This is a genomic window from Streptomyces sp. NPDC048106 (assembly GCF_040706415.1).
Taxonomy (GTDB): Bacteria; Actinomycetota; Actinomycetes; order Streptomycetales; family Streptomycetaceae; genus Streptomyces.
Map to the genome: position 1 here is coordinate 300,306 of NZ_JBEZND010000004.1, position 26,202 is coordinate 326,507.

Here is a 26,202-nt window from a genome sequence, read left to right on the forward strand (position 1 = left end):
TCGGGTCAGGGGCGGAAGCGCAGCACCTGCGGGTCGTGGTCGCTGCTCTGGTCGCTGAACTCCGAGTTGATGTGCACGCTGTCGTACTCGAAGTCGCCGCGGCGGATCGACGGGCTGATCAGGATCTGGTCCAGAACCTGCGAGTTGCCCTGGTAGTCGTAGGTGTAACGCTCGTTCGCGGGCAGCGACTTGATCGCCGACCACAGCTCGCCGTCACCCTCCAGGATCTGCGCGGTGCCGGAGAACTCGAAGTCGTTCATGTCGCCGAGGGCGAGCACCTCCGCGTTCTTCTGGACCTTCAGGATGTCCTTGACGAACGCGTCGACCTCCTGCGCCTGGGCGTGGCGCTGGTTCTCCGAGCTGCGCGTGACCGGCTGGTACTGCGAGGTCAGGCTCTGGTCGCCGCCCTTGGAGACCAGGTGGTTGGCGATCACGAAGACGGTCTTGCCCTGGAAGACGAACTGGCCGACCAGCGGCTTGCGGCTGGCGTTCCAGGCGGCGCCGGCCGGGTCGATCCGGCCCGGCGAGACGGTCAGCTGTGCCTTGCCCTCCTCCTTGGTGACGCCCACCGCGGTGGTGGAGTCGCCGCCCGCGCGGTCCACGAAGGACACCCGCTCGGGGTTGAACAGGAACACCTGGCGGATGTTGCCGCCCGGCTCGCCGCCGTCCTTGTCGTTGACCGGGTCGATGGAACGCCAGTCGTACTTCGGGCCGCCCGCCGCGACGATCGCGTCGATCAGCTTGTTCACGGTGACGCTCGCGTCCACCGTGCCGTCGTCCGTGGCGCCGTTGTCGTCCTGGATCTCCTCCAGGGACACGATGTCCGGCGACTGGAGGTTGTTCACGATCGCCGCGGCGTGCTGGGCGAACGTGTTGTCCGACGGGTCGAGGTTCTCGACGTTGTACGTCGCGGCCGCGAGCTGCCTGGCGGTCTGCTTCTGTGTGGTCTCGCGCTGGAGGCCACCGCTCCGGAGCGCCCCGATCCGGTCGGCGACCAGGGTGTAGCCGCCGTACTGGTTGAAGTCCATCGGGCCGGTGGTGGCGCCGGTGAGCGTGTCGCCGACGTTCGCCGCCGGGAAGTCGGCGGTGGCGCCCAGCGACTGGATCTGGAGCCGGCCGGTGTTCTGCGAGTCGTAGGAGCCGTAGACCGTGCCGCCGCGGCTGTCGCGGTGCTCGTCCGGCTTCACCGTGACCCACAGCTCGGCGTACGGGTCGGTGGCGGTGACCACGCGGGCGTCCTGGACCTGGACGTTCATGCCCTCCAGGGACTCGTAGTAGTCCAGGGCGTACGTGGCGGGCTCCAGCGGCAGGTTGTTGATCGAGCCGCCGTCGGCGGGGTCGCCCTGCGGCGTGTACCGGTCCGGCACCGACTGCGCGTCGACGACGACCGGCGCCGGGACGGCGTTGCCGGTGGAGACGGTGGTGACCGTGGGCTTGGTGATCTCCGTGATGGACTGCTCGCCGGAGGCGGTGCCGCCGGGGACGTACTCCGAGACCGTGCCGGTCACCGTCACCGAGTCGCCGACGGCGACCTTCGGCGTGGAGCTGGTGTAGACGAACACGCCCTCGCTGGTGGCCGGGTTGTCGTCGGGCGTCGCGTCCTGCAGCCAGAAGCCCTTGGACGATCCGTAGGTGCGCGTGGCGGTGACGATGCCCGGCACATCCGCCACCTTCTGCCCGGCGTACGGCGACAGGCGGGTGGTGCCCTGGATGTCGTGGATGCGCACCGCGTCGGCGTGCGCGGGGGAGGTGAGGACGACGGCCGACGCGGCGGAGCACACGGCGGCGACGGTGAGCGCGGCGAGACGCGCGGTGGACCTGCTCGGCAAGGAATCCTCCGGGGGTGTTACGGGGCGCCGGGACGAGGCGAATCGAGTGCGTGTGGGGGCCGTTGCCCTCCGTGACACGCGTAGAGCCGAGCGAACAGCCGTCCCCCGACTTCTACGCGCGTCAATCTCCAGCCTCTGACCGGGACTTGTCAAGGTTTCGGCCATGCGCCGGGGTCGCCGGGGAGAGGAACCGGGCGGCATGGGTGGAAATCCGTCTAGGCTGAGGGGCTGAGCACGTTTCACGGTCCGAGGAGATCCAGCCGATGTCAGACAGCTCCCCCCTGCCGCCCGTACGGCTGCACTCCGAAGCGGAGCTGGCGCGCGCCGCGCTGTCCTCGCCCCTGCTCTCGCGGGCGGCCCGGCTCGCCCGCTGGGCCGGCCCCGAGACCCGGGTCGACGCGGGCGGCAGCCTGGTCGAGGAGCAGCTGCCCGCCGCCGCCGACCGGCTCGGACTCACCGGCGACGACGCGGCCGCCCATGCCGCCGAGGCCTGGCGGGTCGCGCTGGACTCGGGGCTGGTCGAGATCGCCGACGAGGAGCGCGGGACGGTCCGGGAGGGCGAGGCGCTGCGGCTGCTCACCGGTTCCCCGCACGAGGTGCTCACGGTCTGGCTCGCCGCGCTGGAGACCGTGCTGGCGGACGCGAGCGTGCCCGATCTGGACGATCTCGTGGACGCGCTCGACGAGGGCGGGGAGATCGATTTCGCGTCACTCGACTGGGACCCCGAGGGCGAGGCGGAATTCCTCGACGGCGTGCTCGGCAACCTGTATCTGCTGACGGTGAGTGAGGACGGCGCCGGGGACGGACCGGTCCCGCTGCCCGCCCTGGCCGCCTCGCTGATCGTGCCGGACGGCATGGGCGAGCCCACCGACGACGTCCTGGAGCAGGTCTCCGACGCGATGATGCGCCTGGACGACCAGTTCCGGACGCTGGAGCCGGTCGGACTGGTCGAGTACCGGCCGGTGGACGAGGCGCTGATGGCCGGCGCCGACGAGGATCCGGCCGCGCCGCTGGACGAGTCCGACGTCTCCCGCTACGGCATGGTGCGGCTCACCCCGCTCGGCGCCTACGGGCTGCGGGCGCGGCTGCTGGAGGCCGGCTTCGAGGCCCCGGTGGTCGGCGAACTCGCCGACAAGGGCGCGGACGTGCTGCTCGACGGCACCGCCGCGTTCGGCCCCTCGGCCGCCCTCGCCGAGACGGAACTGTGGCTGGCCCGGCGCGAACCGCTCGCCGCCGCACGGGAGTTGCTGTCCGCGGCCCGGGGCGCCGACGTCGGGGGCCCGCTGCGCCGGCTGCGTTGCCAGCAGGCGCTGTCCCTGGTCGGCGGGGCGGCGGAGCCCGCGCTGCGGGAGGTGCTGGACGACCCCGAACTCGGCGGCCTCGCCCGGGTGTGGCTCAGCGAGCGGGGCGCCGCCGGGGTGCCCGCGCCCTCCCAGGACCTGGTGTTCTGGCTGACCATCGACACCGTCGCCGCGCAACTGGCCGCCGAGGGCAACTCCGAGGAGCTCCAGGCGCTGGTGGAGGGGCTGGCCGAGCAGCACAGCGGGTTCTTCGCGGCGGCGTGGCGGGTCGGGCACCCGGCGACGGCCGACGTACTGGAGGCGATGGGGCGGCTGCACCCGGACAAGAAGGTGGCGAAGGAGGCCCGGAAGGCGGCGTTCAAGGCGCGGTCCCAGCAGGGCGGCTGAACACCGCGCGGGTGACCGGTACTTGGGGTGGCCATGGGGCCGCGTATACGGATTCTTGAACAAGGGCCCTCGACGCCGCCCCGCGTTCAACCGCCGTTCAGACACCGGCGGGAGCGTGTGCGCCGAACGAGGTCCGCCGCCCTGGACGGCAGGCCCTTCCGCCACAGGAGACATCATGTCGCTCACCCGCAGGGACTTCGCCAGAACCTCCGCGATCACCGGCGCCGGGATCGCCCTGGCGGGCAGCGCCGGCGTGCTCGCCACCGCGCCGAACGCCCTCGCGTCCACGGAGACCGCGGACGCGGCGCCGGGCCACGCCGAGGACCACGGCCGCCCCGGCGTCGGCTACGGCCCGCTGGAGCCCGACCCCAAGGGCATCCTCGCCCTGCCCGCGGGCTTCACCTACGAGATCATCACCTACAGCGGTAAGACCCGCCTGGAGTCCGGCGAGTTCACCCCGTCCAACCACGACGGCACCTCCACCTTCGAGGGCCCCCGGGGCACCACCCTCCTCGTCAACAACCACGAGCTGGCCGGCCCGCGCGCCAACTGGACCTACCCGGTGCCGCTCACCGAGGGCCTGGTCTACGACCCCGCCGCGGCCGGTGGCTGCACGGTGGTCGAGGTGCGTCGCGACCATGTCGCGGAGTGGGTCGGCATCGCCGGCACCGCCACCAACTGCGCGGGCGGCAACACCCCGTGGGGCACCTGGCTGACCTGCGAGGAGACCGAGGACAAGGCCGGCCAGAACGGCATGACCAAGGACCACGGCTACGTCTTCGAGGTGGACCCGGCCGACCGCCGGGCCAACCGCGCCCCCAAGCCCGTCAAGGCGCTCGGCCGTTTCGCCCACGAGGCCGTCGTGGTCGACCCCAAGAGCGGCCACCTCTACCTCACCGAGGACGCCGCGGGCCCCAACGGCCTGTTCTACCGCTGGACCCCGCCGGCCGGCTTCCGGCACGGCCGCGGCAGGCTGCGCACCCTCGCCGACGACGCCGGCGTCCTCCAGGCCTTCAAGTGCTTCGACTCCGGCGGCCGGTTCGTGGACGACCTCTCCCGCGCCACCAGGACCGGCACCGTCTACGGCGTCGACTGGGTGGACGTGCCCGACCGCGACGCCCGGCAGGTCTCCACGCGCAAGCAGTTCGGCGCGGGGGAGGTCACCCGCGCCCGCAAGCTGGAGGGCATGTGGTGGGGTGACGGCGGCGTCTACGTCGTCTCCTCCTTCGCCCGCGCGGAGAGCCCGGTCCAGCACGACGGCCAGGTCTGGTTCTACGACCCCCGGCGCCGGACCCTCACCCTCAAGGTGCTGTTCGGCGTGAACCCGGACCCGGCCGCCGACGGCGCGTTCGACGGCCCGGACAACATCACCGTCTCGCCGTACGGCGGTCTGGTGATCGCCGAGGACGGCGAGGGCGTCCAGCACCTGTTCGGGGCCACGGACAGCGGCCGTACGTACCCGATCGCGCGCAACGAGCTGAACATCGGCACCGAAGAGAAGCCGGAGTACAGCGAGTTCACCGGCGTCACCTTCTCGCCCGACGGCCGGACCCTGTACGCGAACATCCAGACGCCCGGCATCATGGTCGCCATCACCGGGCCCTGGAAGCGGCAGAAGAAGTAGTCCAGCGCGCGAGCGGCCCCGACGAGTCCGCGGTCGGTCGGGGCGCTGCGCGCGGTGCGGCGGTGAAGCCCTCGTGTCAGAGGGCTTCCGCGCCCGGCTCCACCATGTTGCGGACCGTCCTCGCCTTCACGAAGTCGCCCAGTGCCGTCATCTCCCACTCGCCGGAGTACTGGCGGACCAGCTTGGCCATCAGCACGCCCGTCAGGGGCTCGGCCTGGGTGAGGTCGAAGCGGACCAGTTCCTCCTCCGTCGCGGCGTCCACGAGGCGGCAGTAGGCCTTGGCGACGTCGGTGAACTTCTGGCCGGAGAAGGAGTTGACCGTGAAGACGAGGCCGGTGACCTCCTGGGGGACGCGGCCGAGGTCGACCACGATCACCTCGTCGTCGCCCGCGCCCTCGCCCGTGAGGTTGTCGCCGGAGTGCTTGACCGCGCCCTTGAGGATGGTGAGCTTGCCGAAGTAGCAGCTGTCGACGTGGTCGCGCTGCGGGCCGTAGGCGATGACCGAGGCGTCGAGGTCGATGTCGGCTCCCCGGAACGCCGGCTCCCAGCCGAGCCCCATCCGCACCTGGGACAGCAGCGGCCGTCCGCCCTTGACCAGCGACACCGTCTGGTTCTTCCGCAGGCTCACCCGGCCCTTGTCCAGGTTGATCTTCCCGGTGCCGGGCGCCGGCGGGGCGGCGGGCATCGGCGGCGCCACCGGCTGCGGCGGAGCGAGGGGCTGCGGCGGAGCGACGGGCTGCGGCGGTGCGACCGGCTGCGCGGGAGCCGCCGGCGCGGGCGAGGGTTCCTCCACCGTCACCCCGAAGTCCGTGGCGATGCCCGCGAGCCCGTTCGCGTACCCCTGGCCGACCGCGCGGGCCTTCCACTGGCCGCCGCGGCGGTAGATCTCCACCACGACGAGCGCGGTCTCGGCGCCCAGCCGCGGCGGCGTGAAGGTGGCCAGCACCGCGCCGCCCTCCGCGTCGCGGATCGTGGCCGTCGGCTCGATGCCCTGGAAGGTCTGGCCCTCGGCGTCCGGGCTGGCCGTGACCACGATCTTCTCGATGCCCGGCGGCACGGCGGCGGTGTCCACCGTGATCGCGTCGGGCGCGGCACCGCCGCCGGACCGGTAGGTCACGCCCGGCCCGGACGGCTGGTTGTAGAAGATGAAGTCGTCGTCCGAGCGCACCTTGCCGTCGCCCGTGAGCAGCAGGCCCGAGACGTCCAGCCGCACGGGAGCGGCCACGTCCACCGTGACGCGCGCGGCGGAGAGCGGGATGTTCGAGCCAGGGGTCATAGCTGTCATGTGGGGACTAACGAACGACATCGCTTTACCGTTCCCTTACCACTGGCATCAGTCATCCCTCCGGGCACCGGGACGACGTCCTTGACCGCCTCGCGCGGGAGCCTTAGCGTGAGGCGGTTCATCGACATAGCCGCTGGTCAGAAGAGTGCAAGACGAGGAGCCCCTGTGAAGGCCGCCGCGTTCGTCTACCCCTGGGACGTCAACGGAGACCCCGACGCGCCCGCCCGCATCGCCGGGCTCGGCGTCGAGCAGGTGACCCTCGCCGCCGCCTACCACTCCACCCGTGCCCTGACCCCGCGTCACCCCCGTCACCGCATCGTCACCGCCGAACACGCGGCCGTCCTCTACCCGCCGGGCGACGACTGGGCGGGCCGCACCCCGCGCCCGCACCCGGCCGGCCGCTGGGCCCCCGGCGACGCCTACGGCGAGGCCGCGCGGGCACTCGCCGGCGCCGGTCTCGCGGTGCACACCTGGGTGGTCCTCGCGCACAACTCCCGCCTGGGCGCGGAGCACCCGGACACCTCCGTCGTCAACGCCTACGGCGACCGCTATCCCTGGGCGCCCTGCATCGCCCAGGGAGCCACCCGCGCCTACCTCACCGACCTCGCCGCCGAGGCCGCCGTACGCCCCGGCGCGCAGGGCACGGAGCTGGAGTCCCTCGGCTGGTACGGACTGCCGCACCTGCACGCCCACGACAAGATCTCCGGCGTGCGCCTGGGGGAGGCCGGGGAGTACCTGATGTCCCTGTGCTTCTGTCCCTCCTGTCGTACGGGCTACGGCGAACAGGGGCTGGACGCCGAGGAGCTGGCCGCGGCCGTACGGGCCGCGCTGGAGCCGCTGTGGCGGGGGTCGGCGGTCGACCCCGGCCTGCCCATGGTGGCGGAACTGCTCGGCGAGGAGCGGGCCGCCGCCGTCCGCGCCTGGCGGGACGGGACCGCCCGCAGCCTCCAGGAGGAGGCCGTGGCCGCCGTACGCGCCGCCGCGCCCGCCGGATTCCAGGTGCTGCTGCACGCCGACCCGGTCCCCGGGCACTGCGGCGCGAACGCGGGCGTCGACCCCGCCCACATCCTCTCCGTGGCCGACGGTGTCGTGGTCCCCTGCACCGGAGGCACGGACCTGCTGGCGCCCTTCGCCGCGCACGCGCGCGAAGGGACCGTGCTGGCCGCCAACTTCACCGTCGTCACCGGAATGGGCGGCAGCCCCCGCACCCTCGCGGCGGACGCGTCCCGCGCCCGGGCGGACGGCGCGACCGAACTGCGGCTGTATCACGCCGGGTTGGCATCGGACGGGGACCTCGCGGCGGTGCGGGAGGCGCTGGCGGCGCGCTGAAGCAGCGGGACCGCGGTCGCGAGCATGGCGAGGCCGTAACAGAGCAGGAGCACCCCGGGGCCGGCCAGTTCGACCAGGCCGGCGCCCGCCGCGAGCCCGATGACGTTCGGCGTGTACATCAGCGTGTTCGCGGTGGCCGTCACCCGGCCGAGCAGTGGCCCGGGGGTCTCCCGCTGCACGGCGGTGAGCGCGGCTATCAGCACACAGGGCAGGCCCAGGCCGGCCGCCAGGGAGGACACGAGCGCCACCGCGTCAAAGGGGACGGCCCGCGCGACCAACGCGAGCCCGGTCAGCGCTATCCCCGCCGCCGCGAACCACCGCTCGCCGAGCCGGCGCAGCGCGGGGCCGGTGAGCAGCCCGACCGCCACCGAGCCCGCGCCCTGGAAGGCGTACAGCACGCCCGCGTAGGCGGGGGAGTGGCCGAGGCGGTCGATCACGGCGTACAGCGTGGCACTGGCGAGGGACGTGATCAGCAGCGTGGTGCCGCCCGCCCGGATCAGGGGGCGCAGGCGGTCGTGCCGCCACAGGTAACGGACGCCCTCGGCGGTCTGGTGGCGCCAGTCGCCGCCGGCCGGGCGCACCGGCCGCTCCTCCCGCACACGGATCAGGGCGCACAACGCGGCGGTGACGACGAAGCTGGCCGCGTCCAGGCAGGCGACGGCCGGACCGCCGAAGGCCGCGTACAGGCCCGCGCCGGTGAGCGGGGCGACGAGCTTCATGCCCTCGGTGATCGTCATCCGCAGCCCGTTGAAGTCGCCGAGGAGGTCACCGGGGACGACCGCGGTGACCAGCGCCGACTCCGCCGCGCTGGTGACGGCGTCGGCGGTGCCGTACAGGAACAGGACGAGGAACAGCAGCCACAGGCGGGCCGGGGAGTCGACGGTGAAGAGGGTGAGGAGCAGGGCGGCCACGGCCAGGTTGACGGTGATGATCAGGGGTTTGCGGCGGACGCGGTCGGCGAGGGTGCCGAGGGCCGGGCCCGCCAGGGTGGGCGCCCACAGGGCGAGCAGGCACAGACCGGCCAGGCCGTTGGACCCGGTGAGGTCCTTCACCCATATGCCGGACGCCAGCCACAGCGCGGAACTGCCGAAGGCGTTCACCACGAGGCCGGTCAGATACCGGCCCGCGTTGCGGTCGCGCAGCACACGGAGCACGGTCGGGGAGGTCGTCATACCAAGCCATCGTGGGCCTAAGGAGGCCGCGAGCGGATCGGTCGGATGCCCTATCCACCGATGACTTCCGGGCCGCCGGCCGGTCATCCCCCTAGGAATCCCTCCGGGCGTCCCCTAGGCATTCCCCAGGCGTCTTCCCGGGCTTCCCCAGGCACCTCATGTACCGGCTGAGAAGCACCGCGGGACGCGGCGCACCACGAAGGAGCAGGCCATGACCACGACCATGATCGACCTCGGCCCCCAGACCCGTCTGGTGGCGGAGCTGGCGCAGGCGGTCACCGACGAGCAGCTCGCAGCCCCGACCCCGTGTCCGCGGTACGCGGTGCGGGAGCTGCTGGGCCATCTCCACGGGCTGTCCGTCGCCTTCCGTGACGCCGCCCGCAAGGACCTCGGCCCGACCACCGACACCGCCCCGGACGCCGCCCTCCCCGACCTCGCCCCCGGCTGGCGCGCCGAGCTGCCCAAGGCGCTGGACGAACTGGCCGACGCCTGGCGGGATCCGGCCGCCTGGACCGGCATGACCCGCGCGGGCGGGGTGGACCTGCCCGGCGCGGTCGCGGGCGCCGTCGTCGCCGACGAACTGGTCGTCCACGGCTGGGACCTCGCCCGCGCGACCGGCCTCGCCTACACCCCGGACCCGGCCGCCCTGGACGCCGCCCACTCCTTCCTCCTCGCCGCCGCGCAGGACACCAGCCGGGGCGGCGGCATCTTCGGCCCGGTCGTCCCGACGCCCGAGGGAGCGTCCCCGCTGGACCGCGCGCTCGGGCTCAGCGGGCGGGACCCGGAGTGGCGGGCGGCCGGGTGAGGGGCCGGGCGCGGCCGTGAACCGGCGTGGCCGCGCCCGCGAGAACATCCCGGGATGTCCGAATCGCCGCCCCGGAATCCGGAGTTCCGGGGCGGGCGCTCGGACATGGCCGGAAAAAGACGTCCGTATCGATCGGATAACAGGCCTCGCGGTACGGCTTGTTATGCGCGTAGACAATCCGTGACCTGGTAACTCACTCTAGCCACCAGATCCGGAGAATCCATGCGGAAGTCCCTCAGAGCGGCCGCCGCCGGCGCCGCCTGCGTCGTCGCCGGTGCCGCCCTGTACGGCGCGGGCGCGGCCACGGCCGGTCAGTCGACGGCCAACTCCACCAACGAGCCCTACAACATCGGGCTCCTGACGAAGGACATCGACACTTACTACGGCACCACCGCCGACAGCAACGGCGTCTACCAGGCGTCCCCGGACAGCCCGTACGCCAAGGACCTGGCGCGGATCGACGCGGACGCCAGGAAGTACATCGACCAGGCGGCCCACACCGCGCGTGCGCACCACCAGAAGCCCGCCGTCATGTTCGACATCGACGACACGCTGCTGCTGAGCCTCGACTACGAGAAGCGCAACAACTACGGCTACAACTCGGCCACCTGGAACGACTACGTCAACCAGGCCAACCGTCCCGCCGTCTTCGGCAGCCCCGAGCTGGTCCAGTACGCCCAGTCCCAGGGCGTCACGGTCTTCTACAACTCGGGTCTCACCGAGGCCCAGCGCGCCGCCGCGGTCACCAACCTGAAGAAGGTCGGCGCCGACGTCAACCTCGACGCCGGGCACATGTTCCTCAAGGACTCGGCCAACCCGCCGGCCTACCTCCAGGACTGCGCCGCCCCGGGCGCCTGGAAGTGCACGACCGTCCAGTACAAGGCCGGTACCCGCAAGCACATCGAGGACGACCTCGGCTACAAGATCATCGCCGACTTCGGCGACCAGTACTCGGACCTGGACGGCGGCTACTCCGGCCGTACGTACAAGCTGCCCAACCCGACGTACTTCGTCGCCTGAGGTCACCCAAACCTCTGTCCGAGGGCCCGTGCGGCCTTCTGACGTCTCCCGCCCCCGCCGCCGGCCGCACGCACAGCGCCGTGGCGGGGGCGCGGTACTTCTCGCCGGTCGCCGGTGCGGCCCCCTCACTTCTCCAGCGCCGCCGCCATCATCGCCCGCGCCACCGGCGCCGCCAGCCCGTTGCCGCTGACCTCCGAGCGCGCCGCGTCCGACTGCTCGACCATCACCGCGACGGCCACCTCCTTGCCGGTGCTGTCGGACTTGCCGAACGAGGTGAACCAGGCGTACGGCGTCTTGCTGTTGTTCTCGCCGTGCTGCGCGGTGCCGGTCTTGCCGCCGACGGTCACGCCGTCGATCAGCGCGTTGGTGCCGGTGCCGTCCTTCACCACGGTCTCCATGGCGGACTGGAGCTGGGCCGCGGTCCTGGCGCTGACGATCCGCTTGGTGCCGGTGTCGCCGTCATAGTCGTGCACCACGTCACCGCCGCCGTCGACGGTCCGGGCCACCATGTGCGGGGAGGCCAGTTCGCCGCCATTGGCGATCGCCGCGGACACCATGGCCATCTGGAGCGGGGTCGCGGTGACCTCGTACTGGCCGATGCCGGTCAGCGCGGTCGAGGACTTGTCCATGTCCGACGGGTAGACGCTGGTGTAGGCGCGCACCGGCACGTCCTGGTGGTCGTCGTCGAAGCCGAACTTCTCCGCCATCGCCCGCACCTTGTCCTGGCCGAGGTCGACGGCCATCTTGGCGAAGACGTTGTTGCAGGAGTACTGGAGGGCCACCCGGATCGAGGCGTCGCGGCACGGCGCCGAGGGGTTCTCGTTGGCCAGGTCGCGCACCGTGCCCGGCAGCCGGTAGGGGTCGGGGCTGTCGGTGTGCTCGTCCACGTTCCCGTACAGCCCGCTCTCCAGCGCGGCCGAGGCCACCACCAGCTTGAACGTCGAGCCGGGAGGCAGCGGCTGGCGCAGCGCGCGGTTGGTCAGCGGCTTGTCCGGGTCCGCGTTGAGCCGCTTCCAGGCGGAGCCGGCCGTGTTGGCGTCGGTGAGCACCGACGGGTCGTACGACGGTGTCGACACCGCGGCCAGGATGCGGCCGGTCTTCGGGTCGATGGCGACGGCCCCGCCCTTCTTGTCGCCGAGCGCGCGGTAGGCCGCCTTCTGCACCGCCGGGTCGATGGTGGTGACGACGTCGCCGGGGTCGGAGCGCTCACCGGTGAGGGTGTCCATCACGGTCCTCAGACTCGGGTCCGTGCCGTTGAGCAGATCCGTGTAGATGCCCTCAAGCTGGGTGGGCGCGTAGGCCTGCGAGGCGTAGCCGGTCACCGCCGCGTACAGCTCGCCGTCGGTGTACGTCCGCTTGTACGCGAGGTCGCCTCCCCTGGTCCGCGCCGAGCCGGTGATGGCGTTTCCGGCCACGATGATGTTCCCGAGCGGCCGCGAGTACGTCTCGATCGCGTTGCGCCGGTTGTGCGTGTCGTCCGCGAGGGCCTTGCCGTCGTAGAACTGCACCCACGTCGCCCTGGCCAGCAGGGCGAGCACGAGCAGCAGCGTGAAGACGGACGCCCGTCTGATCGTCTTGTTCATCCCGCACGGAAGACGAGCGGGAGGGGCGCGATCGTTCCCCTGTCCCCCGATTTCTCATCTCCCGCTCATCCTGTGCTCCCGCTCATCTGTGCGCTCCCGCGCGTCCGGTGCTCAGGCGTCCAGGACGAGCACGACCTCCTCGATCTCCTCGCCCCGGCCGTTGGCGAAGCCCCGCGCCCGCGCGGACTCGCGGAAGCCGCACTTGGCCAGGACCCGCAGCGAGGCGGTGTTGTCGGCCGCCGCCCGCGCGTAGAGCGGCCGCTCGGGGACCTCGGCGAGCAGCGCGCGCAGGGCGGCCGTCGCCACGCCCCGGCCCCAGTAGACGCGGTCGATCCAGTACGTCACCTCGCGCTCGCCGGGCTCCCCGTAGACCGCCGCGCTGCCGGCCACCCGCCCGTCGGCCAGCACGGTGCGCAGCACGTCGGAGGAGGCACGGACGCGTTTGAGACGGTTCTCGAAGGCATGCCGGTCGGTCGGGTCCTCGGGGCCGAACGCGGCCATCCGCAGGGCCACCGGGTCGGTCATCTGCCGGAAGAACAACGGCAGATCGCCGTCCTGAACGGTCCGCAGCGCGATCTCCATGGGGCCAGAGAATACGACGGTAGGACCGCCACGCCGGGGCTCGCCGCGCTCAGGGCCCGCGGTTCGTGCCCAGCGCCCGCGCCGCCGGGCGCGGACCGGGAACCGCCGGCGCGCGGAAGACGTCCTCCGTCGCATGATCAGTGAATCCGGGGGCGCCCTGGAGATCCGCGCCGCGCTGCCCACCGAGGCCGAGGCCGTCGCCGAGCTGCACTTCCGGGCGCGTTCCACGTACTACCCGCAAGGCGTTCCGCAGGCGGAGTTCGACTGGCTGGAGGCGTGGCGCGGGTCCATCGAGCGGGTCGACGGGCGGGTGCTGTGCGCCCTGCGGGAGGGGCGGCTGGTCGGGATCGCGTCCTTCCGGACGCCGGACGGGGCCGACGCGGACACCGTCAGGCTGTTCCAGTTCCACGTCGACCCCGACCACTGGCGGGGCGGCATCGGTACGGCCCTGCACGCGGCCTGCGTGGGGGAGTGGCGGGCCGGGGGCCGGCGGACGGCCGTGCTCGACGTCCACGCGGACAACCGGCGGGCCCAGGGCTTCTACGCCCGGCAGGGCTGGGTGCCGGATCCGGGGAATCCGCCCGCCGAGGGCGACCACCACCTCTTCCTGCGGTACGCCGTGCCCCCGGCGGAATGAGCCGAGCGACTCCCCCGCCCCGGGAACGCCGGTACCGGCGGCGGGGGAACGCCCGCTGTCCCTTACCTGTACCGGAACAGGATCCGGCCGCGGGTCAGGTCGTACGGGCTGACCTCCACGAGCACCCGGTCATAGGGAAGAATCTTGATGTAGTTCTTCCGGATCTTTCCGCTGATGTGACTGAGAACCTTGTGCCCGTTCTCCAGTTCCACCTGGAAGGTGGCATTGCGGAGGCACTCGACGACGGTGCCCTCGACTTGGATTCCGCGTGTCTGCTTCGGCATACTCTCGCACTCTGTGGTCGGTGAATTGCGGGGTCGGAAAAGACTTTGTCGCTGTGTCAGCGGAGCAGCAACTCCAGGTTCCTGCTCACGCGCTGGGCGCCGACGCTCTCGAAGAGCCCCGTCGCCGCTTCGTTGGCCTCGCTGACTTCGGCCGCCACGGTCCGGATCCCGGACTGGTGCAGTGAACCCAGTACCTGGGCCAGCAGTGCGCGGGCGATGCCGTGTCGCCGCTGACCGGCCCGGACCGCGATCAGGCCGATCCGCGGCTGCCGGGGTACCGGCGCCAGCCGGATCATGCCCACGTACTGACCCGACCGTGCCGCCACCGCGCACTTCGAGGGGTGCACGAAGACCGACGGGTCCACCGGGGAGCCGTCGGCCGGGCGGTGCAGCACCTCGGCCGGCATCTCCTGCCAGCCGACAGTGGCCTCGATCTCGTCGCGGAGCGCGCGGTCCAGCCGGCGCAGCGGGCCTTCCTCCGGCTCGCCGACGGGTAGGATCGTCACGTCCGGCGGTACGGACGCCGCATGGAGCCCGGTGGCTCGCGGGTCGGTGGGCACGAGACACATCCACTCGCGGCGCCCGGTGGTGAAGCCGGCTCGCTGCCACTGGGATGTCAGCTCGGCGTCGGTCTCGTCGACCATGGTGTACAGCGGTCGCGGCAGGTCGGCGAGCATCATGCCGACGATCTGGTCGAACGCCGCGCCGTGCCAGGCGTCGATGCTGACGAAGAGCCGTCCGTCGAGCCTGCGCCAGGCCGCGCCGTGGCCGACCACCTGGCCGTCCTCCCGCGCGTGCCACTCTCGCTCGACGCACATGTCGGCTGTCCTGCGCTTGTCCGTGCCGGAAACGATGGGCACAGAATTCATAGGCCTTTGCCTTTCGGGATTGCCTTGTCAAGGCGCTCCCGGCGACCTGCGTCAGTCGCCCGACCGTGGCGAAGAAGGAAGCACCCACGTCGTTACCACGTTCATGGGTCTCACCTCCTTGCGACTGATTCACGGCCTCGATGAGGCTATCAGTCCCGAATTCCTCCCGTCCACCAGGTTGAGGCCGACCAGGTTCCCTCAACGCCGCCTGTGCGGGCCCAAGTTGAGTAGTACGTCGCCGAGCTGACCGGGCGTCAGGGCCGGTGCGGGCAGCGGGGGCGCGGCCGGTCCGGCGCGCAGGCCGTCGAGGAGCAGGGCGAGCGGGCGGAGCCAGGCGCCCGGGGCGACCGCGGTGAGCGCGGGTACGGCCCGGCCCAGCGCCGCCAGGGCGAAGAGCAGGTCCTCGGTGGTCAGGTCCGGGCGGACGGTGCCCTGTTCCCGACCGCGCCGCAGCAGTTCGTCGATGGTCTCGCGGTTGTGGGCGTGGACCGCCTCCAGGGAGGCGACGCCCTCCAGGTTCGTGGTCATGAGGTCGTTGGTGCCGCGGTCCGCGGCCAGGCCCGCGAACACGGTGCGCAGGTACTGCGTCAGTCCCGTCCACGCGTCCTCGGCGGCTCGTGCCCGCTCGCCGGCCGCCGTGGTCTCCGTGAGCGCGTCCCGGAAGACCTCGTCGACGAGCGCGGCGCGGGTCGGGAAGTGGCGGTAGAGCGTGGCGTTGCCCACGCCGGCCTGCCGGGCGATCACGTCGAGCGGGGCGTCCAGGCCCTGTTCGGCGAAGACCTCGCGGGCCGTGGCCGTCAGCAGCTTCCGGTTGCGCAGCGCGTCGCGGCGCACGTGCGGCGAACGGTCGGCCATCAGGTCTCCTTCTTCCCGAGCCGTAATGGGGAGTGCTCCCCGGTACGGATGCTATCGTCGGCCGGGTAAACGGGGACTGGTCCCTGTTTCGCTCCCGCGGGCGGGACGTCCGCGGGTGTCCACGGGGAGGGGGAGGCATGCCCGGCACCGCACTCGTGCTCGGCGGCGGCGGACCGGTGGGGGGAGCCTGGCTGACCGGGGTGCTCGCCGGGCTCACCGAGGCCGGGATCGACCTCGGCAGCGCCGACGTCGTGATCGGCACCTCCGCCGGTGCCGTCTTCGGATCCCGGCTCCGCTCCGGCGTCCCGGCCGCGGAGCTCTACGAGCGTCAGCTCTCCGGGGCGGACGCGGTCCGGCTGCCGGTGACGGCGCGTCAGACGGCGCGGTTCCTCTGGGCGGCGCTCGGCTCCCGCGATCCCCAGCGGTCCGTCGAACGCCTCGGCCGGGCGGCGCTGCGGGCCCCGACCGGCCCGGAGTCGGACGTCTTCGACACGGTCGGCGCGCTCCTGGGCGACGTACGCGACTGGCCCGGGCGGGAGCTGCGGATCGCCGCGGTCGACGCGCGGAGCGGACGGACCGAGCTGTTCGACTCGCGCTCCGGAGTCACCCTCCTCGAAGCGGTGGCGGCGAGCTGCGCCGTGCCCGTCGTATGGCCGCCGGTCACCGTGGCGGGGCGGCGCTGGATGGACGGCGGCAGCCGTTCGACCGCCAACCTCCAGCTCGCACGCGGGCAGCGCGTGGTCCTAGCGGTCGTGCCCCTCCCGCGGGCGGTCGGGCCGCATCCGAGCGCCGCGCGGCAGGCCGCGGAACTCTCCGACGAGGGAGCGCGGGTCGTCCTGCTGACCCCGGACCGCGCCGCGCGCCGCGCGATGGGCCGCGACATGACGGACGACAGGCGCCGGCCGGCCGCCGCCCGCGCGGGCCACGCCCAGGCCAGGGCGCTGGCCCCTTCGGTGGCCGAGGCCTGGCAGGGGTGACGTGCGGTGCCCGCTGCCGTCGGCTCGGGGCGGCCGGGCGCCGTGCCCCCCAGGGGAATGGGCATCGGCGTTTGAACGTTCAGGTACTCGGTGGAGATCGCCTCCGTACCCGTGCGACCTGGAAAGAGCCGAAGACATGCGCGTCGAGATCTGGAGCGACATCGCCTGCCCCTGGTGCTACGTGGGCAAGGCCCGCTTCGAGAAGGCGCTCGCCGCCTTCCCGCACCGCGACGACGTCGAGGTGGTGCACCGCTCCTTCGAGCTGGACCCCGGGCGGGCCAAGGGCGATGTCGAGTCCGTGCTCACCATGCTGACCAGGAAGTACGGCATGAGCGAGGCGCAGGCCGAGGCGGGAGAGGACAACCTGGGCGCCCAGGCCGCCGCCGAGGGCCTGGACTACCGCACCCGGGGCCGCGACCACGGCAACACCTTCGACATGCACCGCCTGCTGCACCTCGCCAAGGAGCACGGCCGGCAGGACGAGCTGATCCAGGCCCTGTACCGGGCCAACTTCGCCGAGGAGCGGTCCGTCTTCGCCGAGGGCGACGAGCGGCTGGTCGAGCTGGCCACGGAGGCCGGACTGGACGCCGCCCGGGTGCGCGCGGTGCTCGCCGACCCGGAGGCCTACGCCGACGCGGTGCGCGAGGACGAGCGCGAGGCCGCCGAGCTGGGCGCGACCGGCGTCCCCTTCTTCGTCCTCGACCGGAAGTACGGCGTCTCCGGCGCCCAGCCCGCCGAGGTCTTCGCCCAGGCGCTCACCCAGGCCTGGGGCGAGCGCTCCCCGCTGCGGCTGCTCGACCAGGGGGACGCCGACGCCTGCGGCCCGGACGGGTGCGCGGTTCCGCCGCGGGTCTGAGCGTCCCGGGGCCGGGACCGGGGCCGGGTCCGGCGGCGGAAACTCCCGGAGCGGAAGTCGTAGGGCAAGCCCTAAGGAATGCCGTAGGGGCGAGCCGTAGGGAACGCCGTAGGGGAAAGCCCAGGCCGGCGCCGACGTATAAGGACCCCTTGGCCGCTCTCCGCGAGAACGAGCAATGGACGCGGTCCTGTCCGACCCGCACAGTGGGCTCATGGAGACCTTCGAGAGCCTCGTCCGTGCCGAGTTCCGCCCGAAGAACACCTACCTGAACACCGCGACCAGCGGCCTGCTCCCGGCCCGCACCCTCACCGCACTCCAGGAAGCGATGGAGATCCGGGCCGAGGGCCGCCCGCTGGACCCGCTGTTCGAGGACGTCGAGCACGCCCGCGCCGCCTTCGCCCGGCTGGCCGGCGTCCCGGCCGAGCGGGTGGCGGCCGGTCCGTCGGTCGCGGCGCAGACCGGGCTGATCGCGGCCGCCCTGCCCGCGGGCGCCGAAGTCCTCACCGCCGAGGACGACTTCGCCTCCGTGGTGACCCCCTTCCACCTGCGCGGCGACCTCAAGACGCGCGCCGTACCGCTGGAGCGGCTCGCCGAGTCCGTGCGGCCCGGCACCGCGCTGGTCGCCGTCAGCGCCGCCCAGTCCGCCGACGGCCGGGTCGCCGACCTGCCCGCCCTGCGCGCGGCGGCCCGCGCCCACGGCGCGCGCACCTACGTCGACTTCTCCCAGGCCGCCGGCTGGCTTCCCGTCGACGCGGACGGCTACGACTACACCGTCACCACCACCTTCAAGTGGCTGCTCGGCCCGCACGGCGCCGCCTTCCTCGTGGTCCCCGAGGACCTCGGCGAGCTGACCCCGCTGCTCGCGGGCTGGGTCGCCGCCGAGCAGCCGTGGGACAGCTGCTACGGCCCGGTGGCCGAACTCGCCCACTCCGCCCGCCGGTTCGACGTCAGCCCCGGCCTCTTCACCTACACCGGGGTGTACCGCTCGCTCACGCTGATCGAGGAGCTGGGCGTGGCCGCCGTGCACGCGCACGACCTGGCCCTCGCCGAGCGCTTCAAGGCGGGGCTCGCCCGGCTGGGGCACGAGCCGCTGCCCGCGCCCGGTTCGGCGATCGTCTCCGTGCCCCGACTCGGCGGCAGGCAGGCCGAGTTGCACCGCGCCGGCATCGAGGTCTCCGACCGCGCGGGCAATCTGCGCGCGTCCTTCCACCTCTACAACACGGCGGCGGACGTGGACCGGCTGCTCGACGCGCTGGCCGGCTGAGCGGACCCGGACATGACCGGGCCGGGACCTCCCGTCCCACACGTGGAGGCCCCGGCCCGGTGTCCTGGAGCGCCTACCTCACCGGAGTGAAGTCCCGCGCGCCGATGAACTCCGGCCGGCGTACCGGCGCGGCGAACGGCTCCACCGCAGCGTTCTCCACGCTGTTGAACACGATGAAGACGTTGCTGCGCGGGAACGGCGTGATGTTGTCGCCGGAACCGTGCATGCAGTTGCAGTCGAACCAGGTGGCCGAGCCCGCCCTGCCGGTGAACAGCTTGATGCCGTGCTCGCCCGCCAGGCCGGTCAGCGCCTGGTCGGACGGGGTGCCCGCGTCCTGCATCTGAAGCGACTTCTTGTAGTTGTCCTTGGGCGTCTCGCCCGCGCAGCCCAGGAACGTGCGGTGCGAGCCCGGCATGATCATCAGGCCGCCGTTGGTGTCGAAGTTCTCGGTCAGCGCGATCGAGACGGACACCGTGCGCATGTTCGGCAGACCGTCCTCGGCGTGCCAGGTCTCGAAGTCCGAGTGCCAGTAGAAGCCGCTCGCGCCGAACCCCGGCTTGACGTTGATCCGGGACTGGTGGACGTACACGTCGGAGCCGAGGATCTGGCGGGCCCGGCCGACCACGCGCTCGTCGCGCACCAGGCCCGCGAACACCTCGCTGATCCGGTGCACCTCGAAGACCGAGCGGATCTCCTGGGACGCCGGCTCCACGATGGAGCGCTCGTCGAAGCGGATCGCCGGGTCGGTCACCAGCCGGTCCAGTTCCTGCCGGTAGACCTCGACCTCGGCGGGGCCGATCAGCTGGTCGACGGCGAGGAAGCCGTCACGCTCGTACGCCTGGAGGTCGGCCGCCGCGATCGGGCCCGGGGTGTCCGGGGAGCCCCAGACGACCGGGTCCTGACGGGGGACGGTCACCTCGGCGGTGCCACGGGTCGGGTAGAGATCCTTGACGGTGGCGGTGGTCATGGTTCCTCACACCTCCTCGGGCTCGGTGAGCAGCGGGTAGACGCCGTTCTCGTCGTGGTCCTCCCGTCCGGTCACGGGCGGGTTGAACACGCAGATGCAGTGGAAGTCCTCCTTGACGCGCAGCGTGTGCCGCTCGTGCCCGTTCAGGAGGTACATGGTGCCGGGCGTGATGGTGTAGGTCTTCCCGGTCTCGCGGTCGGTCAGCTCGGCCTCGCCCCGGGTGCACACGACGGCCTCGATGTGGTTGGCGTACCACATCTGCGTCTCGGTCCCCGCGTAGAGGATGGTCTCGTGCACGGAGAAGCCGACCCGCTCCTTGGCGAGGACGATCCGCTTGCTCTCCCAGGTGCCCGACTTCGACTTGATGTGCCGGTCGGTGCCTTCGATCTCCTTGAACGATCGGACGATCACAGTGGTGCTTCCTCCTGGTCGGCGTTGCGGTTCAGACGGATTCCCGGACGGCGCGGGCGAGGACGCTGAGGCCCTCGTCCAGCTCGTCAGGGGTGATGGTCAGGGCCGGGAGCAGCTTGACGACCTCGCTTTCCGGCCCTGAGGTCTCGATGAGCAGCCCCAGCTCGAAGGCCCGCCGGGCGATGCGCGAGGCGCGGTCCTTGTCGTGGAACTCCAGGCCCCACACCAGCCCGCGCCCGCGGTACTCCTTGACGTCGGCGAGGTTCTCCTCGGTGATGGAGATCAGCGCCTGCTCGACCTGCTCGCCGCGGGCCCGGGTCTGCTTCTCCATGGCCGAGCCGTCGGTCCAGTACGTCTCCAGGGCCGCGGTGGCGGTGACGAAGGCGGGGTTGTTGCCGCGGAAGGTGCCGTTGTGCTCGCCCGGCTCCCAGACGTCCAGCTCGGGCCGGAACAGGCACAGCGACATCGGCAGGCCGTAGCCGCTGATGGACTTCGACACCGTGACGATGTCGGGGGTGATCCCGGACTCCTCGAAGGAGAAGAAGGCGCCGGTACGGCCGCAGCCCATCTGGATGTCGTCGACGATCAGCAGCATGTCCTGCCGCTCGCACAGCTCCTTGAGCGCGCGCAGCCACTCGGGCCGGGCCACGTTGATGCCGCCCTCGCCCTGCACGGTCTCCACGATCACCGCGGCGGGCTTGTTCAGGCCGGAGCCGTGGTCCTCCAGCAGCCGCTCGAACCACAGGAAGTCCGGGACGGTGCCGTCGAAGTAGTTGTCGAAGGGCATCGGGGTGCCGTGCACCAGCGGGATGCCGGCGCCGGCCCGCTTGAAGGCGTTGCCGGTCACCGCGAGCGAGCCCAGGGACATCCCGTGGAAGGCGTTGGTGAACGACACGATGGCCTCGCGGCCCTTCACCTTCCGGGCCAGCTTCAGCGCCGACTCCACGGCGTTGGTGCCGGTCGGGCCCGGGAACATGACCTTGTACGGCAGGTCGCGCGGGCGCAGCACCAGGTTCTGGAAGGTGTCGAGGAACGCGCGCTTGGCCGTGGTCGACATGTCCAGGCCGTGGGTGACCCCGTCCCGGGACAGGTAGTCGATGAGGGCCCGTTTGAGTACGGGGTTGTTGTGGCCGTAGTTGAGTGATCCGGCCCCGGCGAAGAAGTCGAGGTACGCGTGGCCGTCCTCGTCGTACATCCGGCTGCCCTGCGCGCGGTCGAACACGGTGGGCCAGCCACGGCAGTAGCTGCGGACCTCGGACTCGAGGGTCTCGAAGACGCTGAGGTCGGGCTGGGTGATGGTCACGGTGATTCGCTCCTCAGTGGGCGTGGGAATCGGTCAACGGGCCGATGCGGTAGAGGACTTCGGAGTCGTGGGGGCCGTCCGGGAACAGCTCGGCGGAGAACAGCACCTCGCGGGTGAGGCGCGCCCCGTGCCGCTTCGCGAACGAGGTGAACAGCCGCTCGGAGGCGGTGTTGCCGGGCGTGATGGTGGTCTCGACGTCGGTGACGCCATGCTCGGCGGCGAGCCGCGCGGTCAGTCCGTCCAGCAGGGCGGCGGCGATGCCGTGGCCACGGTGGGCGGAGTCCACGGCGACCTGCCAGACGAGCAGGGTGTGCGGACGGTCGGGCCGCACGTACCCGGTGACGAACCCGACGGGCGTGCCGTCCGCACCACGCGCCACCGCCGAGGTGCCGGCGAAGTCCCGGCACCACAGCAGATAGCTGTAGGACGAGTTGAGGTCGAGCGTTTTCGAGTCTTTGGCGAGACGCCAGAGCGCGGCTCCGTCCGCCGTCGCCGGTCGGTCTATGAGCAGTTCTGCGGGTGCGGCAGTCATGCGGCACGAATTTAGCGAGGCGAATTAAGAAATGCACGGCCGCCGGTGCGCGACTGCTCGCGGAGGTGCGTGAAATGCCCGCTTTACCCCACGGAAAAACGGGGCAAAGCGCCTTGTTTGTGGAGTAGGTCACACCCCTGAAACCGTCAGAAATCTCCCGGAAAACTGCCCCGTTTAGCCGTGCGGAAAGCGGGCAGAAGACTATGGGAAGCTACCGTCCGGGAAATTGGCGGGAATTGTGAAACTAAATTGAATTCAGGCTCCGGTGACGCCGTCGATTCGTTCACGAAGAATGTCCGCGTGCCCGTTGTGGCGGGCGTACTCAGGTCCGTTCGACCTCGGCGAGATGCTGCACCAGCCCCAGCAGGGTCAGCTACTCATGGCCGCGGCACGGCAGGGGGTATGACAACGGCCCGCGCCTTGCCGCGCGGGCCGTCGCCCTCATGGATCCGCCGTGGCTACCGCCAGGCCTGCTCCACGGCCTGCCGCGCGGCGGCCGGGTCGACCGGCACGCCCTGCTCGGCGAGGGCCGCGCCCAGGGCCGCCAGGGCGGCCTGCACACAGGACTCGGTGGCGTCGGGGCCGTAGTGGTTGACCCGGATCATCTCCTTGGCCAGGGCGCCGCCGCCCGCGGCCAGCGGGAGGGCGGGGTCGGCGGCCAGCGCGGCCGCGACCAGGCCGGAGGCCGTGAGCGACGGCGGGACGCGCAGGGTCGTGGCGACCGGGGCGGCGTCCGACGCCTCGTGGACGTAGGGCTCCAGACCGCCGCCCAGGGCCAGCGCGCCCGCCCGGGTGGCCTCGGCCGCGCGGCGGTGGCGGGCCATCACCGTGTCCAGCCCGACCGACTCGATCCGCTCCAGGCAGGCGTCCAGCGCCAGCATCTCCAACTGGGCCGGAGCATGCGGCAGTGCCTTTCGGCCGGCGTCGGTCCAGCGCTCCTTCCAGTCCAGCAGGGAGAGGTAGGAGCGGCGCGGCGCGTTCGGGTTCGCCGCCATCCGGGCCCAGGCCCGCTCGCTCACCGAGATCGCCGACACGCCCGCCGGGCCGCCCATCGCCTTCTGCGCGCCGATCACGCACAGGTCCACGCCCCACGCGTCCGGCAGCACCGGCTCCGCGCCCACCGAGGCGACCGCGTCCAGATAGAACAGCGCGCCCTGCTCCCGCACCGCCGCGCCGATCTCCGCGACCGGGTTCGTGTTGCCGGTCGCCGCCTCCGCGTGCACCAGCGAGACGAAGTCGATCTCCGGGTGCTCGGCGAACGCCGCGCGGATCTGCTCCGCCCGCACCGCGCTGTGGAAGGGGACCGAGATGTCGTGCACCGTCGCGCCGGCGTCGCGCAGCCAGTTGCCGAAGGTCTGCCCGTACGGACCGGTGATCACGTTCAGCGCCACCGTGCCCGGACCGGCGGCCGCGCGGATCGCGCCCTCCAGCGGCAGCAGCGCCTCGCCCTGGGTGATCAGCACGTCCTGCCGGGTGTCCAGCAGCCGGGCCACCCGGTCCTCGATGGCGGCGAAGTGCTGCGCGGTCAGCGGGGGCAGGTCGAGGAGGGGGTGTGTCACAGCGGTGCTCTCTCTTCGTCGGGGGTTCGCGCGGTTCGCAGGGGTCGTAGGGCTCGGCTCCCCCTGATCTTAGGTCCAGGGCCCCCGGAGCCATGGGTTTGATTTGAGAGACTCAAATATTTCCTTATAATCGGATCCTATTGTTCCCCCATAGGAGATTCCTTCCATGACAACCCTCCTCGGGCGCCGGACCCGCCTTCTGGCCGCCACCACCGTGACCGCGGGCCTCGTGCTCGTCGTGGCGGGCTGCTCCTCCAGCGACTCGGGGAGCGGCAAGACCACGGCGGGCGGTGTCCACCTCGCCAAGGCCGGCCGGCTCACCACCTGCACCCACCTGCCCTACCCGCCGTTCCAGTCGGTGATCGACGGCAAGGTGCAGGGCTTCGACGTCTCCCTGATCGACCTCGTCGCCAAGGACCTCGGCGTCAAGCAGCAGATCGTGGACACGCCGTTCGAGAACTTCAAGACCGGCGCCTTCCTGAACTCCGGCCAGTGCGACCTGGCCGCCGCCGGTATGACGATCACCCCCGAGCGCGCGAAGAACGTCGACTTCTCGGACCCGTACTTCGAGGCCACCCAGGCCGTGCTGGCCGCCAAGAACAGCGGCATCACCTCGCTCGCCGACGCCAAGGGCAAGAAGGTCGGCGCCCAGGCGCAGACCACCGGCGAGGACTTCGCCAAGAAGCAGGGCCTCGACCCGGTCTCCTTCGCCTCCTCGGACGCCGTCCTCAACGGCCTGCGCACCGGCCAGGTCCAGGCCGTCGTCATCGACTACCCGGTGGTGCAGGGCTGGCTGAAGGACAAGGCCACGGCGGACAAGTTCAAGGTGGTCGACAACCTGAAGACCGGCGAGCAGTACGGCTTCACGGTCAAGAAGGGCAACAAGCCCCTGCTGGACGCCGTCAACAAGGCCCTCAAGAACGCCAAGGCCGACGGCACCTACAAGAAGATCTACGAGAAGTGGATCGGCCCGTACGACTCCTCCGTCGCCTCCCCGGCCGGTTCCTGACCCCATGGCCGACACGGACACCGGCCGCGCGCCGAAGCGCACGGGACTGACGCGCACGCAGAAGCGCAAGGTCTCGCGCGGCGCCCAGTACGCCGTCCTCGTCGCCGCGGTGATCGCCTTCGCGCTCACCGCGGACTGGGGGCGGCTGCAGAACCAGTTCGCGCAGCCCGGCATCGCGAAGCAGCTCTTCCCCGAGCTGATCACGGTCGCCCTGAAGAACACCGTGCTCTACACGCTGTCCGGGTTCGTCGTCGGCCTGGCCCTCGGTATGGTCATCGCCCTGATGCGGCTGTCCTCCGTCGGCCCCTACCGCTGGCTCGCGGGCATCTACATCGAGATCTTCCGCGGCCTGCCCGCGCTGCTGATCTTCATCTTCGTCGGCGTCGGGGTGCCGCTGGCCTTCCCCGACGTCCAGTACCCGGGCGGCACCTACGGCAAGGTCGCCGTCGCGCTCGGACTGGTCTCCGCCGCCTACATGGCCGAGACCATCCGCGCGGGCATCCAGGCGGTGCCCAAGGGGCAGATGGAGGCGGCCCGTTCGCTCGGGTTCTCGCCCGCGCGGGCCATGGTCTCGATCATCCTGCCGCAGGCCTTCCGCATCATCCTGCCGCCGCTGACCAACGAGCTCGTCCTGCTCTTCAAGGACTCCTCGCTGGTGCTGTTCCTCGGGGTCACCCTGGAGCAGCGCGAACTGTCCAAGTTCGGCAACGACCTGGCCAGCCAGACCGCCAACTCCACGCCGATCCTGGTCGCGGGCCTGTGCTATCTGCTGATCACGATCCCGCTGAGCCTCGTCGTACGCCGTATGGAAACCAAGGCCCTCAGGGAGATCAGGTGACCACCCCCGAGATCCGCGTCCAAGCCCTGCACAAGTCCTTCGGCGACAACCATGTCCTGCGCGGCATCGACCTGGAGATCGGCCAGGGCGAGGTCGTCTGCGTCATCGGCCCCTCCGGCTCCGGCAAGTCCACGCTGCTGCGCTGTGTGAACCTCCTGGAGGAGCCCACCGAGGGCCGGGTCTTCGTCGGCGGCACCGAGATCACCGACCCGGACGTCGACATCGACGCCGTCCGGCGCCGGATCGGCATGGTCTTCCAGCAGTTCAACCTCTTCCCGCACCTCAGCGTCACCGAGAACCTCACGCTGCCCCAGCGCCGGGTGCTGAAGCGGGACAAGGCGCGGGCCGCGCGCGTCGCCGCCGAGAACCTGGCCCGGGTGGGCCTCGCGGAGAAGGCGGACGCCTACCCCTCCTCGCTCTCCGGCGGCCAGCAGCAGCGCGTGGCCATCGCCCGCGCGCTCGCCATGGGCCCCGAGGTGATGCTCTTCGACGAGCCGACCTCCGCGCTCGACCCCGAGCTGGTCGGGGACGTCCTCGCGGTGATGCGGGGGCTCGCGCGCGAGGGCATGACGATGATGGTCGTCACCCACGAGATGACCTTCGCCCGCGAGGTCGCCGACCGGGTCGTCTTCATGGACGGCGGCCTGATCGTGGAGGACGGCCGCCCCGAGCAGGTCATCGGCGCCCCGCGGCACGAGCGCACCCGCCACTTCCTCTCCCGCCTCCTCGACCCGGCGATGGCCGAGGTGGAGGAGGGGGCCGGGGACCAGGGGGGTGGCGAGCGGGGCTAGCCCACCAGGGGGGTGGCGGGCGCGCCTAGGGGGTGTCCGGCGGATCTTGGTGGAGGGAAGTCACGGCACGGTTTTGACCCAGGTGAGCGGGGTCTGGTGCGTCGAGATGCAAGGCGGAGGAGGGAGTCGACGC

25 protein-coding genes and 1 pseudogene are annotated in these 26,202 nt (G+C 71.8%); 12 read left to right on the forward strand and 14 right to left on the reverse strand.

Going from position 1 to position 26,202, the window contains the following annotated elements:
• Nucleotides 1-5: 5 nt before the first annotated feature.
• Nucleotides 6-1,829, reverse strand: coding sequence for an endonuclease/exonuclease/phosphatase family protein (locus AB0927_RS06090; RefSeq protein WP_366666330.1), 1,824 nt, complete (start codon nucleotides 1,827-1,829; stop codon nucleotides 6-8).
• Nucleotides 1,830-2,092: 263 nt separating this feature from the next.
• Between AB0927_RS06090 and AB0927_RS06095 the strand changes: the two genes are divergently transcribed.
• Entirely contained in the window at nucleotides 2,093-3,517 is a 1,425-nt protein-coding gene (locus AB0927_RS06095) for a hypothetical protein (protein WP_366666331.1), read from the forward strand.
• 175 nt (nucleotides 3,518-3,692) lie between these two features.
• A complete protein-coding gene (locus tag AB0927_RS06100; protein ID WP_366666332.1) occupies nucleotides 3,693-5,141 on the forward strand; it encodes an alkaline phosphatase PhoX in 1,449 nt (482 codons plus the stop codon).
• Between the two features lie 76 nt (nucleotides 5,142-5,217).
• Here the strand turns inward: AB0927_RS06100 and AB0927_RS06105 are convergent, their stop codons facing one another.
• Entirely contained in the window at nucleotides 5,218-6,417 is a 1,200-nt protein-coding gene (locus AB0927_RS06105) for a TerD family protein (protein ID WP_366666333.1), read from the reverse strand.
• Between the two features lie 174 nt (nucleotides 6,418-6,591).
• On the opposite strand from AB0927_RS06105, the gene AB0927_RS06110 reads away from it, so the two are divergent.
• Complete coding sequence (locus AB0927_RS06110; RefSeq protein ID WP_366666334.1) at nucleotides 6,592-7,755, forward strand: hypothetical protein; 1,164 nt, start codon at nucleotides 6,592-6,594, stop codon at nucleotides 7,753-7,755.
• On the opposite strand, the gene AB0927_RS06115 is transcribed toward AB0927_RS06110, so the two are convergent.
• Nucleotides 7,692-8,927 (reverse strand): MFS transporter, encoded by a 1,236-nt coding sequence (locus AB0927_RS06115; protein WP_366666335.1) that lies wholly within the window; start codon nucleotides 8,925-8,927, stop codon nucleotides 7,692-7,694. The two genes, AB0927_RS06110 and AB0927_RS06115, sit on opposite strands and share 64 nt — an antisense overlap.
• Nucleotides 8,928-9,138: 211 nt before the next feature.
• Here AB0927_RS06115 and AB0927_RS06120 point away from each other — a divergent pair, with 211 nt between their 5' ends.
• Entirely contained in the window at nucleotides 9,139-9,732 is a 594-nt protein-coding gene (locus AB0927_RS06120) for a TIGR03086 family metal-binding protein (protein WP_366666336.1), read from the forward strand.
• Nucleotides 9,733-9,954: 222 nt separating this feature from the next.
• Nucleotides 9,955-10,752, forward strand: coding sequence for an HAD family acid phosphatase (locus AB0927_RS06125; RefSeq protein ID WP_366666337.1), 798 nt, complete (start codon nucleotides 9,955-9,957; stop codon nucleotides 10,750-10,752).
• Nucleotides 10,753-10,877: 125 nt separating this feature from the next.
• On the opposite strand, the gene AB0927_RS06130 is transcribed toward AB0927_RS06125, so the two are convergent.
• Nucleotides 10,878-12,335 carry a penicillin-binding transpeptidase domain-containing protein gene (locus tag AB0927_RS06130; protein ID WP_366666338.1) on the reverse strand — a complete coding sequence of 486 codons (1,458 nt, stop codon included), beginning with the start codon at nucleotides 12,333-12,335 and terminating at the stop codon, nucleotides 10,878-10,880.
• A gap of 111 nt (nucleotides 12,336-12,446) precedes the next feature.
• Nucleotides 12,447-12,917, reverse strand: a complete 471-nt coding sequence (locus AB0927_RS06135; protein ID WP_366666339.1) for a GNAT family N-acetyltransferase — start codon at nucleotides 12,915-12,917, stop codon at nucleotides 12,447-12,449.
• 133 nt (nucleotides 12,918-13,050) lie between these two features.
• On the opposite strand from AB0927_RS06135, the gene AB0927_RS06140 reads away from it, so the two are divergent.
• A complete protein-coding gene (locus AB0927_RS06140) occupies nucleotides 13,051-13,554 on the forward strand; it encodes a GNAT family N-acetyltransferase (protein WP_366666340.1) in 504 nt (167 codons plus the stop codon).
• A gap of 62 nt (nucleotides 13,555-13,616) precedes the next feature.
• Here AB0927_RS06140 and infA read toward each other — a convergent pair whose 3' ends face one another.
• The 3 genes from infA to AB0927_RS06155 all read right to left on the reverse strand — a co-directional run bounded on the left by infA (nucleotide 13,617) and on the right by AB0927_RS06155 (nucleotide 15,562).
• Nucleotides 13,617-13,838, reverse strand: coding sequence for a translation initiation factor IF-1 (infA, locus tag AB0927_RS06145; protein ID WP_366666341.1), 222 nt, complete (start codon nucleotides 13,836-13,838; stop codon nucleotides 13,617-13,619).
• A 56-nt stretch (nucleotides 13,839-13,894) separates the two neighbouring features.
• Nucleotides 13,895-14,656: a GNAT family N-acetyltransferase gene (locus tag AB0927_RS06150; RefSeq protein ID WP_366666342.1), complete on the reverse strand. Its 762-nt coding sequence runs from the start codon at nucleotides 14,654-14,656 to the stop codon at nucleotides 13,895-13,897.
• A 249-nt stretch (nucleotides 14,657-14,905) separates the two neighbouring features.
• Complete coding sequence (locus AB0927_RS06155; protein WP_366666343.1) at nucleotides 14,906-15,562, reverse strand: TetR family transcriptional regulator; 657 nt, start codon at nucleotides 15,560-15,562, stop codon at nucleotides 14,906-14,908.
• A 137-nt stretch (nucleotides 15,563-15,699) separates the two neighbouring features.
• Here AB0927_RS06155 and AB0927_RS06160 point away from each other — a divergent pair, with 137 nt between their 5' ends.
• From AB0927_RS06160 to AB0927_RS06170, 3 genes are all read left to right on the forward strand, one after another.
• Entirely contained in the window at nucleotides 15,700-16,539 is an 840-nt protein-coding gene (locus AB0927_RS06160) for a patatin-like phospholipase family protein (protein WP_366666344.1), read from the forward strand.
• Nucleotides 16,540-16,675: 136 nt separating this feature from the next.
• Nucleotides 16,676-17,395, forward strand: coding sequence for a DsbA family oxidoreductase (locus AB0927_RS06165; protein ID WP_366666345.1), 720 nt, complete (start codon nucleotides 16,676-16,678; stop codon nucleotides 17,393-17,395).
• 211 nt (nucleotides 17,396-17,606) lie between these two features.
• The gene (locus AB0927_RS06170) at nucleotides 17,607-18,659 is read left to right on the forward strand and encodes an aminotransferase class V-fold PLP-dependent enzyme (RefSeq protein WP_366666346.1); all 1,053 of its coding nucleotides are present in this window, start codon (nucleotides 17,607-17,609) and stop codon (nucleotides 18,657-18,659) included.
• A gap of 73 nt (nucleotides 18,660-18,732) precedes the next feature.
• On the opposite strand, the gene thpD is transcribed toward AB0927_RS06170, so the two are convergent.
• From thpD to AB0927_RS06200, 6 genes and pseudogenes are all read right to left on the reverse strand, one after another.
• A complete protein-coding gene (gene thpD, locus AB0927_RS06175) occupies nucleotides 18,733-19,626 on the reverse strand; it encodes an ectoine hydroxylase (protein WP_366666347.1) in 894 nt (297 codons plus the stop codon).
• Nucleotides 19,627-19,632: 6 nt separating this feature from the next.
• Nucleotides 19,633-20,037 (reverse strand): ectoine synthase, encoded by a 405-nt coding sequence (locus AB0927_RS06180; protein ID WP_366666348.1) that lies wholly within the window; start codon nucleotides 20,035-20,037, stop codon nucleotides 19,633-19,635.
• A gap of 31 nt (nucleotides 20,038-20,068) precedes the next feature.
• Nucleotides 20,069-21,340: a diaminobutyrate--2-oxoglutarate transaminase gene (ectB, locus tag AB0927_RS06185; protein ID WP_366666349.1), complete on the reverse strand. Its 1,272-nt coding sequence runs from the start codon at nucleotides 21,338-21,340 to the stop codon at nucleotides 20,069-20,071.
• A gap of 13 nt (nucleotides 21,341-21,353) precedes the next feature.
• Complete coding sequence (gene ectA, locus AB0927_RS06190; protein WP_366666350.1) at nucleotides 21,354-21,872, reverse strand: diaminobutyrate acetyltransferase; 519 nt, start codon at nucleotides 21,870-21,872, stop codon at nucleotides 21,354-21,356.
• A gap of 255 nt (nucleotides 21,873-22,127) precedes the next feature.
• Nucleotides 22,128-22,196: pseudogene (locus tag AB0927_RS06195) on the reverse strand (DUF664 domain-containing protein); the annotation flags it as partial.
• Nucleotides 22,197-22,330: 134 nt separating this feature from the next.
• A complete protein-coding gene (locus AB0927_RS06200; protein WP_366666351.1) occupies nucleotides 22,331-23,431 on the reverse strand; it encodes an aminotransferase class V-fold PLP-dependent enzyme in 1,101 nt (366 codons plus the stop codon).
• A gap of 166 nt (nucleotides 23,432-23,597) precedes the next feature.
• Here AB0927_RS06200 and AB0927_RS06205 point away from each other — a divergent pair, with 166 nt between their 5' ends.
• Genes AB0927_RS06205 through AB0927_RS06215 form a run of 3 tightly spaced genes read left to right on the forward strand, consistent with a single transcriptional unit; the run spans nucleotide 23,598 to nucleotide 26,069 of the window.
• Nucleotides 23,598-24,440, forward strand: coding sequence for a basic amino acid ABC transporter substrate-binding protein (locus AB0927_RS06205; protein ID WP_366666352.1), 843 nt, complete (start codon nucleotides 23,598-23,600; stop codon nucleotides 24,438-24,440).
• Nucleotides 24,441-24,444: 4 nt separating this feature from the next.
• Complete coding sequence (locus AB0927_RS06210) at nucleotides 24,445-25,278, forward strand: amino acid ABC transporter permease (RefSeq protein WP_366666353.1); 834 nt, start codon at nucleotides 24,445-24,447, stop codon at nucleotides 25,276-25,278.
• A complete protein-coding gene (locus AB0927_RS06215) occupies nucleotides 25,275-26,069 on the forward strand; it encodes an amino acid ABC transporter ATP-binding protein (protein WP_366666354.1) in 795 nt (264 codons plus the stop codon). Before AB0927_RS06210 ends, AB0927_RS06215 begins: the two co-directional genes overlap by 4 nt.
• The last annotated feature ends 133 nt before the right edge of the window (nucleotides 26,070-26,202 follow it).

Excerpts from the sequence above, each read along its gene's own strand:
- AB0927_RS06095 (WP_366666331.1), top strand. The coding sequence starts at position 2,093 with ATGTCAGACAGCTCCCCCCTGCCGCCCGTACGGCTGCACTCCGAAGCG.
- AB0927_RS06100 (WP_366666332.1), top strand. The coding sequence starts at position 3,693 with ATGTCGCTCACCCGCAGGGACTTCGCCAGAACCTCCGCGATCACCGGC.
- AB0927_RS06105 (WP_366666333.1), bottom strand. The coding sequence starts at position 6,417 with ATGACCCCTGGCTCGAACATCCCGCTCTCCGCCGCGCGCGTCACGGTG.
- AB0927_RS06115 (WP_366666335.1), bottom strand. The coding sequence starts at position 8,927 with ATGACGACCTCCCCGACCGTGCTCCGTGTGCTGCGCGACCGCAACGCG.
- AB0927_RS06120 (WP_366666336.1), top strand. The coding sequence starts at position 9,139 with ATGACCACGACCATGATCGACCTCGGCCCCCAGACCCGTCTGGTGGCG.
- AB0927_RS06125 (WP_366666337.1), top strand. The coding sequence starts at position 9,955 with ATGCGGAAGTCCCTCAGAGCGGCCGCCGCCGGCGCCGCCTGCGTCGTC.
- AB0927_RS06130 (WP_366666338.1), bottom strand. The coding sequence starts at position 12,335 with ATGAACAAGACGATCAGACGGGCGTCCGTCTTCACGCTGCTGCTCGTG.
- AB0927_RS06135 (WP_366666339.1), bottom strand. The coding sequence starts at position 12,917 with ATGGAGATCGCGCTGCGGACCGTTCAGGACGGCGATCTGCCGTTGTTC.
- AB0927_RS06140 (WP_366666340.1), top strand. The coding sequence starts at position 13,051 with ATGATCAGTGAATCCGGGGGCGCCCTGGAGATCCGCGCCGCGCTGCCC.
- infA (WP_366666341.1), bottom strand. The coding sequence starts at position 13,838 with ATGCCGAAGCAGACACGCGGAATCCAAGTCGAGGGCACCGTCGTCGAG.
- AB0927_RS06150 (WP_366666342.1), bottom strand. The coding sequence starts at position 14,656 with ATGTGCGTCGAGCGAGAGTGGCACGCGCGGGAGGACGGCCAGGTGGTC.
- AB0927_RS06155 (WP_366666343.1), bottom strand. The coding sequence starts at position 15,562 with ATGGCCGACCGTTCGCCGCACGTGCGCCGCGACGCGCTGCGCAACCGG.
- AB0927_RS06160 (WP_366666344.1), top strand. The coding sequence starts at position 15,700 with ATGCCCGGCACCGCACTCGTGCTCGGCGGCGGCGGACCGGTGGGGGGA.
- AB0927_RS06165 (WP_366666345.1), top strand. The coding sequence starts at position 16,676 with ATGCGCGTCGAGATCTGGAGCGACATCGCCTGCCCCTGGTGCTACGTG.
- AB0927_RS06170 (WP_366666346.1), top strand. The coding sequence starts at position 17,607 with ATGGAGACCTTCGAGAGCCTCGTCCGTGCCGAGTTCCGCCCGAAGAAC.
- thpD (WP_366666347.1), bottom strand. The coding sequence starts at position 19,626 with ATGACCACCGCCACCGTCAAGGATCTCTACCCGACCCGTGGCACCGCC.
- ectA (WP_366666350.1), bottom strand. The coding sequence starts at position 21,872 with ATGACTGCCGCACCCGCAGAACTGCTCATAGACCGACCGGCGACGGCG.
- AB0927_RS06205 (WP_366666352.1), top strand. The coding sequence starts at position 23,598 with ATGACAACCCTCCTCGGGCGCCGGACCCGCCTTCTGGCCGCCACCACC.
- AB0927_RS06210 (WP_366666353.1), top strand. The coding sequence starts at position 24,445 with ATGGCCGACACGGACACCGGCCGCGCGCCGAAGCGCACGGGACTGACG.